This window comes from Hydrogenophaga sp., from assembly GCF_030651625.1.
Lineage (GTDB): Bacteria > Pseudomonadota > Gammaproteobacteria > Burkholderiales > Burkholderiaceae_C > Hydrogenophaga.
Window position 1 is genome coordinate 1 of the sequence record NZ_JAUSCF010000022.1, and the last position, 12,944, is coordinate 12,944.

The 12,944-nt window shown below is 62.0% G+C and carries 12 protein-coding genes; 5 read left to right on the top strand and 7 right to left on the bottom strand.

Translation table 11 applies throughout. The annotated features are described in order from the left end of the window. Positions 1-133: 133 nt before the first annotated feature. Complete coding sequence (locus Q7V46_RS07940; protein ID WP_304912995.1) at positions 134-748, bottom strand: FMN-binding negative transcriptional regulator; 615 nt, start codon at positions 746-748, stop codon at positions 134-136. A 208-nt stretch (positions 749-956) separates the two neighbouring features. Between Q7V46_RS07940 and Q7V46_RS07945 the strand changes: the two genes are divergently transcribed. Both Q7V46_RS07945 and Q7V46_RS07950 read left to right on the top strand, forming a co-directional pair. Then, positions 957-1,910, top strand: coding sequence for a hypothetical protein (locus tag Q7V46_RS07945; RefSeq protein ID WP_304912996.1), 954 nt, complete (start codon positions 957-959; stop codon positions 1,908-1,910). Positions 1,911-2,098: 188 nt separating this feature from the next. Next, positions 2,099-3,061, top strand: a complete 963-nt coding sequence (locus tag Q7V46_RS07950) for a RibD family protein (RefSeq protein WP_304912997.1) — start codon at positions 2,099-2,101, stop codon at positions 3,059-3,061. Between the two features lie 178 nt (positions 3,062-3,239). Here Q7V46_RS07950 and Q7V46_RS07955 read toward each other — a convergent pair whose 3' ends face one another. From Q7V46_RS07955 to Q7V46_RS07970, 4 genes are all read right to left on the bottom strand, one after another. Further along, a complete protein-coding gene (locus Q7V46_RS07955; RefSeq protein WP_304912998.1) occupies positions 3,240-4,163 on the bottom strand; it encodes a class I SAM-dependent methyltransferase in 924 nt (307 codons plus the stop codon). Then, on the bottom strand, positions 4,160-5,221 hold the full coding sequence (locus Q7V46_RS07960) for a glycosyltransferase family 4 protein (protein WP_304912999.1): 1,062 nt from the start codon (positions 5,219-5,221) through the stop codon (positions 4,160-4,162). The genes Q7V46_RS07955 and Q7V46_RS07960 overlap by 4 nt, the downstream gene beginning before the upstream one ends. A 13-nt stretch (positions 5,222-5,234) precedes the next feature. Then, positions 5,235-5,663 carry a 6-carboxytetrahydropterin synthase gene (locus Q7V46_RS07965; protein WP_304913000.1) on the bottom strand — a complete coding sequence of 143 codons (429 nt, stop codon included), beginning with the start codon at positions 5,661-5,663 and terminating at the stop codon, positions 5,235-5,237. A 64-nt stretch (positions 5,664-5,727) separates the two neighbouring features. Continuing rightward, positions 5,728-6,540 carry a zinc-binding alcohol dehydrogenase gene (locus tag Q7V46_RS07970; RefSeq protein WP_304913001.1) on the bottom strand — a complete coding sequence of 271 codons (813 nt, stop codon included), beginning with the start codon at positions 6,538-6,540 and terminating at the stop codon, positions 5,728-5,730. Between the two features lie 423 nt (positions 6,541-6,963). On the opposite strand from Q7V46_RS07970, the gene Q7V46_RS07975 reads away from it, so the two are divergent. The 3 genes from Q7V46_RS07975 to Q7V46_RS07985 all read left to right on the top strand — a co-directional run bounded on the left by Q7V46_RS07975 (position 6,964) and on the right by Q7V46_RS07985 (position 10,080). Then, entirely contained in the window at positions 6,964-7,656 is a 693-nt protein-coding gene (locus tag Q7V46_RS07975; RefSeq protein ID WP_304913388.1) for a CDP-alcohol phosphatidyltransferase family protein, read from the top strand. 3 nt (positions 7,657-7,659) lie between these two features. After that, positions 7,660-8,313 (top strand): YceI family protein, encoded by a 654-nt coding sequence (locus Q7V46_RS07980; RefSeq protein WP_304913002.1) that lies wholly within the window; start codon positions 7,660-7,662, stop codon positions 8,311-8,313. A 336-nt stretch (positions 8,314-8,649) separates the two neighbouring features. After that, on the top strand, positions 8,650-10,080 hold the full coding sequence (locus Q7V46_RS07985; RefSeq protein WP_304913003.1) for a hypothetical protein: 1,431 nt from the start codon (positions 8,650-8,652) through the stop codon (positions 10,078-10,080). Here Q7V46_RS07985 and Q7V46_RS07990 read toward each other — a convergent pair. Next, positions 10,063-10,875, bottom strand: a complete 813-nt coding sequence (locus Q7V46_RS07990; protein WP_304913004.1) for an FkbM family methyltransferase — start codon at positions 10,873-10,875, stop codon at positions 10,063-10,065. The two genes, Q7V46_RS07985 and Q7V46_RS07990, sit on opposite strands and share 18 nt — an antisense overlap. Positions 10,876-10,906: 31 nt before the next feature. Continuing rightward, positions 10,907-12,856: an acyltransferase family protein gene (locus Q7V46_RS07995; RefSeq protein ID WP_304913005.1), complete on the bottom strand. Its 1,950-nt coding sequence runs from the start codon at positions 12,854-12,856 to the stop codon at positions 10,907-10,909. Between the last annotated feature and the right edge of the window lie 88 nt (positions 12,857-12,944).

Sequence of the window (12,944 nt, forward strand, 5' to 3'; positions counted from 1 at the left end):
GCAACGCATGGAGAAAAGTCCCACTTCGCCCCCGTTTTTCCGGCTGTGGCTACGGCCACAGTCCTCAAAATCGGCGCCGAATTGGGCTCTTTTCCCACGCGTTTCGCTTCGATGCCTTCTGCCGCGCAGGCTCCTAGCCCAGCCCAAGCCTGCCCATCCAGTTCGCCAGCGCCCGCTCGTTTTCATTTCCGCATTCGTACGCCTGCAACATGGCCAAGTGGGACTCGGGCCGATGCTGGTTGAGCTTGACCTTGCATTGCAGGTCAGTCACGCGCAATTCGAACGCGGTGATACCTTGCATCATTCTGTGCTGGTAGTCCTCATCCAGCGAACGCCATTGGTCGGCATAGGCGGGATCATGGTCGTGGATGAGGTGCTTGAGCAGCCGGTCCTTGTCGGCAAATGCCTCGATCACTCTCGCCTCCACCACGACGTGCACCGCGAGGTAATTCCAGGTAGGTACGCGGGCCAGGTCGGGATAGACCCGCGGTGACATGTACGCATGGGGGCCGAGAAAGCTGACCTTCGCCTTGGGCCGTTCGCGAAGGTAGCGACCATGGGGGTTCGGACGGGCCACGTGACCCAGCAGCAGCAAGCATTCTCCCTCTTCTTCCAGGTGCAGAGGCAGTTGCGTGACAAAGGGCAGACCGTCGTCGTCCACGGAGATCAGGCTGGCAAACGGATGCGAACGGATCACTTCCCTGGCGATGGCTGCGTCTCTGGGCGCAAATTGGGGTGGCAGGTACATGGCTCCATCATGCCCCGAAGTGTGCTTTGGCCAAAACCTGTATGGACGCGGGCGAGGCTGGCCGCCTACTTGGCCCGCCGATCTTTGCCAACGGCCGAGAGCACCACCAGCAGGTATCCTCATCTAAAGACCGAATCCCGGGATCACAAATCGCATCGCTTGCTGCTGCCAATGCGATGATGTGCAGACACCACAAAAGCCTGACCCCATGTCATTCATCCACCATCCGGCGTTCCAGAGTGTGGCGCTGCCCCTTCTGCTCACCCTGGTGCTCACCGGGTTGCTCGGCGGACTCCAGGCGCCTGCGAGGAACCGGTGGTGGGCAATGGGGGCGGCGATCGCACTGCTCCTGAGTTATGTGTTGCTGCCAGGGTATGACTGGCCGGCCACGGCTCGGGCACACAAGCTGCCGTGGATCGTGCTCGGCGGCACGTCCCTGGCGGCGGCCTGGCTGCTGTTCGGAACCTCGCGGCCGAACCGTTGGACACCCTGGGCCATGAGTTCGGCCCTCTGGGCGACGGCATGCGTGTGGTTGATGGGAAACGCGGCGCAATGGATTCATTCAACGCTGGGCACGTTGGCGGGGGCTGCCGTGCTGGCGTTGCTGTTGATCACGAAACCGGGAGCCTCCCTGAATCCGCATGGCCACGCGGGCGCCAGCAGCCTGACAACTGCTTCTATTCATGGCATTGCAACCGCAGGCGCACTTACAGTGGCTGCGCTGGGCTTGGCAGCGGTCGCAGCTGGGAGTGGTTCGCTCTTGCAGGCGCAGCTGGCCATGATGCTTGCCGTGGTCACGGCCGTCCCGGGCTTGTGGGCATGGCTGAGGTCCGCCTCGGGGTTAACGATAGCCCCTGCTGCGCTGCTTCCACTGGGTCTGTCATGGCTGGCCATCGCCTATGCAATGGCGGTACCTGGTCCCTCGGAGTCAGGGCGCGTGGCCATCATGGCGCTGGCCTTTGCAGCGCCTGCGCTGGTGAACCGCTCATCTCTGGCGGCACGTCGTCCGCGATGGGCACCCTTGGTTGCGGCCCTGCTCGCTGCGGTGCCCGTGCTGGTGTCTCTGGCTTGGCTGTTGCTGGGCGATGCTGCGGCTTCTGGCGGTGCCGGTTTCTCCAGCGATGCCGAAGGCGACCTTTACTACCAGCCGACCTGGCAATGAAATGGCCAACACGGCGAGAGCTCGCCTTGGGTGGCGCTCACTGGACCACCCTCCGTGCTACGCACTGCAGGGCTGAGCGCCTTCGGAGCGGCCGCGCGGCGCTCATGCTCCCTGCCCCATTCCCTCAAAGGCCCTTGAACAGTTTGGGTCTCTGAGTTTTTTCGGGTCGGGATGCGAAGATGCCAGCCATGCTCAAACCCCTGCAAGTCAAATCCCCGACGGAACCTGCTGCCCTTGCCCCGGGCGATCTTCCGGCGGACTGGCCCGATCTGTGGGCACAGATTCTGAAAGTGCGCCAGGACGATGCATCGGCACCGCAGCGTCAAAAGCGCCTGGCACACAGTCGCCAGCAGGGGTGGACATTGAACGGGCCATGCAGTGAACGCAGCGCCAATTTGTTCGCGCTTTACAAGCCCCTGCTGGATGCGCGTCAGTCCCACAAGGACCTGCCCGATTCCCCACCTTGGCTGGTGGCGCAACTCGGTCAAAGCCTGGATGGATTTGTCGCCACCGAAACGGGTGACTCCTACTACGTGACCGGGCCGCACAGCCTGGTGCACCTTCACCGCCTTCGAGCGCTCTGCGATGCGGTGCTGGTTGGTGCTGGTACGGTGGCTATCGACAACCCGCAACTCACCACCCGTCGGGTTCCTGGCCCAAACCCGGTGCGCGTGGTGCTTGACCCCGACGCGAGGTTGGACGGCAGCTCAAGCCTGTTTTCAGATCGACAATCCTCCACGCTCTGGCTCTGCGATGCCCGCTACGCTGCGATCGCCAGCGAACGGCTGGCGTCTACCGGGTGTATGGGGTCCACCTCAGAGCAGGCCGGAACCGACGTGGTGGCGGTAGAAGGCTTGCTGCAGAACGACGGACCGCCGTGTCAGTACCTGCCCAACCGCGTGACCGCTGCACTGGCAAAACGCGGATTGCGTCTGGTATTTGTGGAGGGTGGCGGGGTCACGGTCTCACGGTTTTTTCGTTCAAATGCCCTGAACCGGTTGCATCTGGTGGTGGCGCCCGTTTTGATCGGCCAGGGCCGGCGTGGCTTGCAGGCTACAGCACACGAGGTGATGGCGGATTGCCCCCGGCCGCCAGCCCGCATGCTGATCCTGGGAGATGATCTGCTCTGGGACCTCGACCTCCGTGCCTAGGAGCCTGCGCGGCAGAACGACATCGGCTGCAACGCATGGAGAAAAGTCTCATTTCGACCCCGTTTTTCCGGCTGTGGCTACGGCCACAGTCCTCAAAATCGGCGCCGAATTGGACTCTTTTCCCACGCGTTTCGCTTCGATGCCTTCTGCCGCGCAGGCTCCTAGAGCCCTTTGCGCCTTAGCCTTTGCGCTCAGGCGGTAGTGCCAACACATCAATGTGTCCTACCGTCAGACGCGACTTCGAGGCAGATGTCTTGCGCCGGGTTCGCCACGCCCGGACACGTGGGGCCTCCGCAGGCATCTGCTCCTGTGCGGCTCGCGCCAAGCCATCCACCATGGCGTCGATCATCGTCTGCCCCTGCGGATGGTCATGCGCATCCACCTGCCAGTCGCTGTGCGCCTGAAAGACGCGATATCCCGCTTCTCGCAGCAACCGCACCAATAACGGTACCGCCCCGGCGCCCAGCGCCGCACCGAAGCCCTTGTCGCGTTGCTGATGTTCCGCAAATGCATTTGAGACCCATGGATCATCGCGATCTGCTGGATGCCAATGGTGACGTCCGTCGACGCTGATCGTCAGCAGCAAGCTGGATTGTGCCGCGCTGCAGTTGGTCACCAGCCGCTTCAGCCATGCCGGCCCCACCAGATCGATCAGGGCGGAACCCGTGACCAGATCGGCATGTTGCCAGGGCAAGGCCTCCAGATGCTCGGCAAGATCCAGCTGACGACGCACGATCTGAACGGGCGTCGAGTGCAAGGGCCAAAGGGCCACCTCGCCAAGGTCGGCCGTGGCATTCACAAGAGACGTGGCGGTGGCTTCGAACACCGCAGGCCAGGCGTGCAGCAAGGCTGGGTCGTGGTCCACCGCCAACCATTGCTGCGCGCAAACCAGCCGTGGCGCCAGCCAGCGCAGGTTTGAACCCGTACCGCAACCCAGGTCGATCACCCGCCAGGGTCGGCTGGTTGGCCCTCGCCAGCGTTGCAAGCGGTCCACCAGCTGCATCTGCCGGGCTGCGACAGCGCGGGCATCAGAGTCGAAGGTCTCGCGCAGACCCAGCCAGTCGGCACTGAAACCATCCACTGTGGAAGGCGGTTGCTTCATGCCACACCCTCCAGCACGTCCGCCAGGATGCTGGCCTGATGGTTCCAACCGGGCAACTTTTGTGCTGCGGCCTGCGCGCCGGCGCTCAACTGGGCACACAGGTCAGGTTCGGTCATCAACCGACCCAAGGCATCCCTCAGGGCGGCGGCGTTGCCCGCTGGAACCTGCAGTCCGGCCCCGGGCGGAAGCGTGTGGGCCAGTGCACCAGCGGTCGTGGTCACCACCGGAAGACCGTGCGCGACGGCTTCGTTCACCACCATGCCAAAGCCTTCGTGGAGGGACGGCAGCACGAACAGATCGGCTTGTGCGTAGTGCGCTTGCAGTGCTTCATCATCGACCGCGCCATGCCAACACACCCGCCCCGCCAGTACACCCTCCTCGCTCATGGCCTGCAATCGGCTGGCAAGTGCCGGGTCGCGATCCAGGCTTCCCACGTTGTGCAGCTCCCACGGCAGATGCCCCAGCCCGTCAAGCGCCTGCAACAACACAGCATGGCCTTTGCGGGGGGTCACCGTGGCCACGCACAGCAGTCGCACAGCCGTTGAGTCCCGCACCGAGCGCCCTGCCCGCAATGCCTGGGGATCTGTGCCGGGCTCCACAACAGCGATGTGCGCTTTCGGCACACCCATGGCCACCACGTCCAGCACCGTGCTGTGGCTGGTCACTACCACCTGGGCTGCCGATTGCAATGCGCTCGACTCGCCAACCAGCAACTGCTCGCGGGTAGTCTCGTCCAGACCGGTTTCCAAATGCAGCGGGTGGTGCACCAGTGCCACCCAGCGAAGGCGCGGGGTGTGCTTCTTCACCACGGCCGCCATGGCACCAAAGGCGAGCCCGTCGGCAACCACCAGCGCACCATCGGGCAACGATGCCACGATGGCCGCCGTCGCACTCAAAACTCCGGTGTCCGGATACGGCCAGGCTCCCGGAAGGTGATAAACGTCGACCACCCACCCTCCATCCTCCAGCGACTGCACCATACGCCGGTCGTAGGTGTAGCCGCCAGTGGGTGTGTTCCAGTCACCTGGAACCAGAAAAGAAATCCTGCGCTTGCTCAAGGGATTGCCGTTGTCAAGTTTGCGCCGGCAGGTCGCCCTCAAATGAGGCCCACGCCACATGGGACTCGTTCAGCGCCACCCGCATCTGTTTGAGCCCTGCCCCGTGACTTCCGGGAAGGGCCTGCGAGCCCAGGTCGCCCGCAGCGATGCGTGCCGCCATGCGGTCGAAGATCACGCGGGCCAGAAATTCGGTGGTGGTGTTCTTGCCAGCGAACTCGGGCATCTCGTCGAGGTTGCGGAAATTGAGTTCTGCGAGCACTTCGCGCAGAACTTGCGTGGCCAGGCCGATGTCAACCACGATGCCATCCGAGTCGAGCGCGGTGCGGCGCAGCTCCAGGTCCACCACATAGGTGGCACCATGCATGCGCTGTGCGGGGCCGAACACCTCCCCCTGGAAGCTGTGGGCAATCATGAAATGGTCCCTGACATTGACGGCGTACATGGGCATTGGGTCCTTGGTGGTTTGGAGAATGAAAACGGTCTGAAGCGGTTGACCACCTTCGGGATCAGGTGCCGAACATTTCGGGGTAGTCAATCCGGTGACACAACACGTCTGCCGCGTCGGGCCCTGCCAGGCGCTGAAGTACCTGCGGCAGTTCGTCAAACGGGGCGGTATGGGAGATCAAGGCATCGAGCCGAGGGTCCGCGAGCATCTTCAGCGCCAGCTCAAGGCGCTGCCGGTGGCTCCAGCGCTCCCGCATGGGCGTGGCAACTGAACCGACCTGCGAGCTCTTGAGAACCAGTCGGCGTGAATGAAACGCTTCGCCCAGAGGCACGGAGACCGCTCGGCTGCCGTACCAGCTCAGCTCAAGCACGGTTGCCTCAAAGGCCGCCAGCCTCAGGGCGGTGGCCAGTCCCGCTGCGTTTCCGGTGGTGTGAACCACCAGATCTGCCTCGGCCTGGGCACCATCTGGCAAGCTGAAGCTGGCTCCCAGCGACTCGGCGATGGAAGCGCGTGACGGCTGGGTGTCGATCACCTGAACGCGGCAACCCGGAACCTGGGAGGCCAGCCATGCGACCAGCAAGCCCAGAGTACCCCCGCCAACCACGGCAATGCGTTCGCCCATGCGGGGCGCGCAGTCCCACATCGCATTGATGGCCGTCTCCAGGTTGGCCGCCAGCAAGGCTCTGGAAGGTGGCACATCGGGCGGCAGTGGCAGCACCGCTGATGCAGGCACCTGAAAAACGGTCTGATGTGGGTAGAGACAGAAGACCAGCTGTCCGATGAGGTCCTTTGGGCCGGCTTCCACCCGGCCGACATTGACATAGCCGTACTTCAGCGGAAAAGAAAACTCGCCTTCCTGGAACGGAGCGCGCATGCGATGGATCTCCCCGACGGGCACCTCACCTCTGAAAACAAGGCTTTCCGTACCGCGGCTCACGCCGCTGTGCACGGTTCTCACCCGGACGTCACCCGGGATCAATGGCGGCAAGACAGATGAACGCAGCTCGGCTTTCAGCGGTGCGCTGATCCAGCAAGCGCGGCTGTGTACGAAAGCGCTTTCAGTCATGTGATCCGTTCGCGACCTGTCGCAGTGAAACCGAAACCCGTGCTCATGGGAATACCCGTCGAACATTGCAGGCCCTGGCGAAAATCCGACAATGGTACGGTGCACACCATGAAACCTGAGGGCGATCGCCCCCTTTCCCCTTCGATGGCAACAGACACTGGTCCTGCAGCCTTGAGGCGGGATGCCCTGCGCCACTTGACGGCTGCAGCAGGGGGAGTGATGGTTGTGTCCATGGTTCTGGTTGGGCAAAGCACGCTCAATCTCACTCATACCGTCAAGGCCATGGTGTATCTGGGGCTCGGAGCGTGGTTGGTCTGGCGCGCGCTGGCAACCACGGCTGGCGAGGGCGTTTCGCACCCCCATGCCCGTTTCGGACCTGCCAACCGGGTGACGCTCATTCGTCTGGCGGTGGTGGTACTGATCGCGGCGATGATCGGTGAAAACATCCCTTCCGCGCCGTTGGTTTCAGCGCCAGGCGCGGCCTGGGCGATTGTGATCGTGGCCACGCTGGCGGCCTTGCTGGATGCCGTAGACGGACATCTCGCGCGCCGCAGCGGGCTGGCCAGCGCATTTGGCGCGCGGTTCGACATGGAAACAGACGCCTTTTTCGTGCTGGTTCTGTGCGCCCTTGTGGTGCAGTCTGACCAGGCTGGCCCCTGGATACTGGCGTCCGGGCTGATGCGCTATGCCTTCGTCGGCGCAGCACGCCTGTGGCCCTGGCTGGCCGGACCTTTGCTACCCAGCAAGCGCCGCCAGGCGGTGTGCGTGGTGCAGATCACCACGCTGATCGTTTGTCTGGGCCCGATCATTCCCCCCGCCATGGCGGCAAGCCTTGCAGCCTTGAGCCTCGCCATGCTGACCGTTTCGTTCGCGATCGATGTGCGCGCCCTGGCAAGTCATCGCTCCACCCATCAGGAGATCTGAGTCATGAAAAAGCCCCTTGCCATCTTGTCCGGCATCACACGCCGGAAAGCCTGCTCTTTCGCCGCTGCGACGCTGACCTCGTTGACCATGTCCCTGTCGGTATTGACGGCGCCGCCTGCACAGGCCCAGCCGGCGCGCTACGACATCGATCCGGACCACCTGACTGTGGCCTTCCTGGTGGATCACATCGGCTACGCCAAGGTGTTGGGCCTGTTCCGCTCGGCCCGGGGAAGCTACCGTTTCGACGAGGCCAGTGCCACGCTGTCGGATGTGCGCATTGAAGTGGAGACAGCCAGCGTGTTCAGCAACCAGCGCAAGCGCGATGAGCATCTCAAGGGGCCTGATTTTCTGAACAGTGGCGAGTTTCCCCGCATGGTGTTCACCGCCAGCAACGCCAAACGCAGCGGCGAGCGCAACTTTGAAATCACCGGGCAATTGGAGGTGTTGGGGAAGACCCAACCGCTGACCCTGCAAGCGACCTGGAACAAGAGCGCCGAGTCGCCCATTGGTGGGATCGGTCGCAAACCCTATGTGATGGGCGTGTCCGCGCGGGGGAGCTTCAAACGCAGCGCATACGGCATGAATTACGCCGTGTCCAACGGCTGGGTGGGCGATGAGGTGGAGCTGATCATCGAGTTCGAAGCCGTGCGGCAGTGATCCCCCGACCTCCATAACGCCCACGTGAACCATCCCCACCCGTCTTCCGAACTGTCCAGGTTGGCTGGGGCGCTGCCGTGGGTGCTTCGGTTCGTTCTGACCTTTGGTGTACTCAATACCCTTCTGACCTTCGAGAACCGTTGGCCGGGTTTTGGCGTTCTATACATGCCGCGCCTCTCATTCGAACTGTGCATCGGTGTCGCGCTTCTGATGGCCTGGGTAGGCTGGCGCGGACAGCTCTCCGGTCGAGGCGCCAATCTCCTGACAGCTTGTTTCATGGCATTGGTGGCTGTGCGGTACGCCTTTGTGACCGCGCCGGCCGTTCTGGGAAGGCCCGTGAACGTTTACTGGGACGGGCGGCATGCGGGCGAATTGCTGCGGGTCGCTGCCCAGTCCATGACCTCCTGGCAGCTTGCGACGGGCATGGCTGCGGCATTGGTTGGCGGACTGATCCTTGGGTGGATGGTGCGCACGGCCATCAGCGCCCTGGCATGTAGCCTGACCTGGCAACCCGCCAGGCCATGGCTACTGGGTGGCGTGGCCACTTTGTCCGCCAGTTTCATGGCTTATGTACCTGACGTGCGCGACACGCGCTGGTTTTTCTCCCTGCCACTGACACCCACCATCGTGAACCAGAGCCAGTTGCTGGCCCGGGTTTGGCTGCCTGAGCGTGGCGAGACCGCGCTGGGCCCCAGTCCGGACTTCGAAGGCAGCCTGTCAGCACTCGAAAGTCCGTTGGGTCGAGCCGATGTGTTGGTGATCTTTGCCGAATCCTACGGCGCCGTGACATTCGACCAGCCGGAGCTCCACAAAGCCCTGGGTCCATCACGCATGGCACTCGCTCAGGCCATCGCATTCAGCGGTCGTCAAGTGGTGTCTGCGCGCGTCACGGCGCCCACTTTCGGTGGCTCCTCCTGGCTCTCCCACGCTACTTTGTTGTCTGGTGTGGACACGGCCGATCACGCCAACCACAGTCTGTTGCTTGCCAGCCAGCGCCCCACCCTGGTGAGTCACTTTGCCCGCCACGGCTACCGCACGGTGGGGTGGATGCCTGGCATCAAGCGGCCGTGGCCTGAAGGGGCCTTCTATGGTTTCGATCGCCTGGCCGATGACGCGGGCATGGGCTACCACGGACCAGACTTCGGCTATTGGCGGATTCCCGATCAGGCTGCCATGGCACTGCTGCACAAACAGGAACTGGTTGTAGATCCTCTGGAGCCCAACCGCCAGCCCCGGCTCGTTGTCTTTCCCACGACCACCACCCATGCCCCCTTCCACCCCATTGCCCCTTTGGTGGACTGGCACAGGCTGACACAGTCAGACGGTGGCTACCGCTCAGCGGACGCGCTGGCTGCTCTGGCTGCCCCGCTGGCCGCGCATCGACCCGCCCCCAACTATCTGGACAGCATGCATTACCAGTATGGGTGGATGGCGAGCTACCTTGAGGAACAGGCCCCGCGTCCACTGGTGTGGGTGATCGTCGGCGACCACCAGCCACCCGCATTAGTCACAGGCGCTGGCGCCTCCTGGGACGTGCCCGTGCATGTCATCGCCGACGACCCGGGGCTGATGCGGCGTCTGCTGGCAAGCGGATTCGCTCCTGGCTTCGGGCTGCCTGCCGCATCGCTCGGTCCGATGGAACAGCTGACGACGCTGCTGCTCAAGGTGTTTGACGGTGAGGCACTCGACGGCGTTGAAGCAGACCCTAGCGTGGCAGACTGGGCCCCTCCTGACCAGACGTCTGAGCCATCAACCCCTGGAACTTGAGGCTGCGTGCGATTCAGGCAGCCAGGCATGCACATCGCCCGATGGAGCGTCTGGTGGCATCGATCGAAGCCATTCACACATGTCTGGTGCCGACATGCCATCTGGCGTGAGCAACCGCAGCCGCTCGCCCAGGGACACGGCGTAGCGGTAACGGCCCGCTCCGGCAAGTGATTCAAGCCGGTCAACGCAGGCCAGGGCGATGTCGCGCATGGCGGGAAGGAATTCGAACGATACCGCTGGCAATGCCTGGTTCAAGCCCTGAAGCACCTCCAGCTCAAAGCCCTCTACGTCGATCTTGACGAAATCGGGAACACCGTGCGCGGCAATCAGGAGATCCAGGGTGGCAATCTTTACCAGGGGACCCTCTTGCCATCGCACGCCTCGGAACCCGCTGGAGGCACCGGCCCGCTCCACAAAATCGCGTGAAAGCGTTGAGACAGTCGGTGTTCGCGGGCTTGACAGTAGCTGTGCCTGCCCCTCCGCACGCCCTACCGCCTGGGTGAGCACGGTCACACCTGAATCCCCCCCGAATCGCCGGTTCAGCCAGCCAGCGAAATCAGGCTGCGGTTCCAGAGCAACCACACGCGCACCCAGTTGACGGAATGCACCGACGCGATTGCCGGTGTGGGCTCCCACATCAATGGCCAGTCCACCAAAGGGCACAAACTGACCGTAAAAGCGCCGCAGTTGCCAGCCGCGCCAAGGGATCCCGTGGTAGACCAGCAACGACCGGATCAGGCCCCAGCGGCGGTCAATCTGGGCAAGAACCTGTTGTTGAGTTGTGGTGGTCGTCATCAGCTAGAACCCTGAACAAGACGGCTTGCAGTCACTTGCCGCCGACCTGGGCAGCGCGGAGACGTTCGTACCAGCCCATTTTCTGGCCCAGATAGGCGCTGCCTTCGTGCGACAGGTGGCCGTCATCGCGGTAAATGAAAATGCCACTGACTGAGGCCGCGCAGATGCCATCCTCACACATGCCTTCGTTGAGCCAGACCACAGGGTTGGTGCGTTCCACCTTTTTTAGAAACTCATAGATGCTGCTTTGCAGCACTTTTGAGTCCGACAACCGCACATCACAGGCGGAATCCTTCATTTCAAAGATTGTGGCCTTCACCAGACAACGACCGACATTCCGGCCGTCCTGTGGACTGGGCGAAAAGATGACTGGGACTTTACCGAGCTGTTTCACTTGCTCGATGGTGTGCTGCATCGCGTCGTACACCGCGGTCACATCATCCACCACTTCCCCCGACCTCGTCAGTACCTTGGTGCCTGGCCCGACATACTGATTGAGTGGCGAACTCATGACCACGTACTTGATGCTGGCGGTATTCCTGAGATAGTCGAATACCTGATCGTTGATGCCAATGCAGTCTTCAGCCCAGCTTCGAACCAGCGCTTTGCTAAAAGGTGCTATGTCCAGCAGCGGACCGCAAGAGGACGACGTCATCTGAACGAGCTTCAAATCTGCTTTGGATGCCATCAGACCTTGAACAAGATGCATCGCGTAAGAGTCGCCCCACACGAGAACTTCAGGCTCATCGCTGGTCCGGCAGTTGACAGATACGGTGAATTTACCTTCGCAGTCAGAATGCAGGCCGTAATTCGTCACGACACGCGCTTCCAGCTCCTGCAACTGGTCGAGATTGGGCCTTGAGACCAAGGCACCCTGAGTGAACTGACCAGCCAGTCCCATACCGACAAAAACCACCGACACGAAGGATGCAAGGGAGAAAACCTGCTTTCGGGTGAAGTTGCCTTTGTGCCTGAAAGGGCCTTCAACATACTTCCAGCTCAGGTACGACAGCGCCAGTACACCGATAAAGAGGCTGAAAAACAACCACCCGCCATGATCGACCAAGATCCTGTAACGAGCAAAAGCGAACAGAGGCTGATGCCACAGGTAGGCGCTGTAGCTGATCAATCCAATGCCAACGAAAACCTTCCACCCCAGCAGTCGGCCTGTGAGGGTCTCCTTGCTGGCGAAAAGAATGAGTAAGGCGGTTCCCACCGTCGGTACCAGGGTGTAGAGACCCGGAAATGGCGTGTCCTTGTCAAAGGCAAAAATCGCATACAGCAACAACAAAAGGCCGATCAGTGCGCCCAGTTCCTTGATGGTGTGGTTGATGGATTGCGCCCCCTTGGCAGACAGATAGAACGCGACAAAAGCGCCCAGCAAAAGCTCCCATCCACGGGTGGGCAACAGATAGAAAGCCGCCACCGGTTTCTCCAGGGAGGCCCACTGCGCCAGTGCAAGACTGGCCAGAAAGGTCAACCCCAGTACGACGAGAATGCTGCGCTTGCCAAAGCGCCAGGCGAACATGAGGAACAAGGGGAACAGCACGTAGTACTGTTCTTCGACCGCCAGGCTCCACGTGTGCAGCAAGGGCTTCAGTTCGGCGGCAGCTTCGAAGTAGCCACTCTCGCGCCAGAAGAGAACGTTGGACACGAAAAGCGGAACTGCGACCAGGCTCCGGGCGAAATCCTGCATGTCACTCGGCAACAACCACCGCCAGGCGAACGGAAGGCAGGCAAACATCACCAGGAACAACGCGGGCAATATTCTGCGCGCCCTTCGCTCGTAGAACTCGACAAGTGAGAACTTGCCCTGTTCGAGCGCAGTGAGAATGATGGTGGTGATCAGGTAGCCGCTGATCACGAAAAACACATCCACACCGACGAAGCCACCACTGAAGGTCTGAAAGCCTGCGTGGAAAAGAATGACCGGTATAACCGCCAGCGCCCTGAGTCCGTCTATCTCTCGCCTGTAATCCATTGCCTGATTGTGTTGGAGCGCTGCATCTTCACGCAGCTTGAATGGCCGAATCGGCAGAAAGGGATGATCGCGCTTACAACGGAAGCAT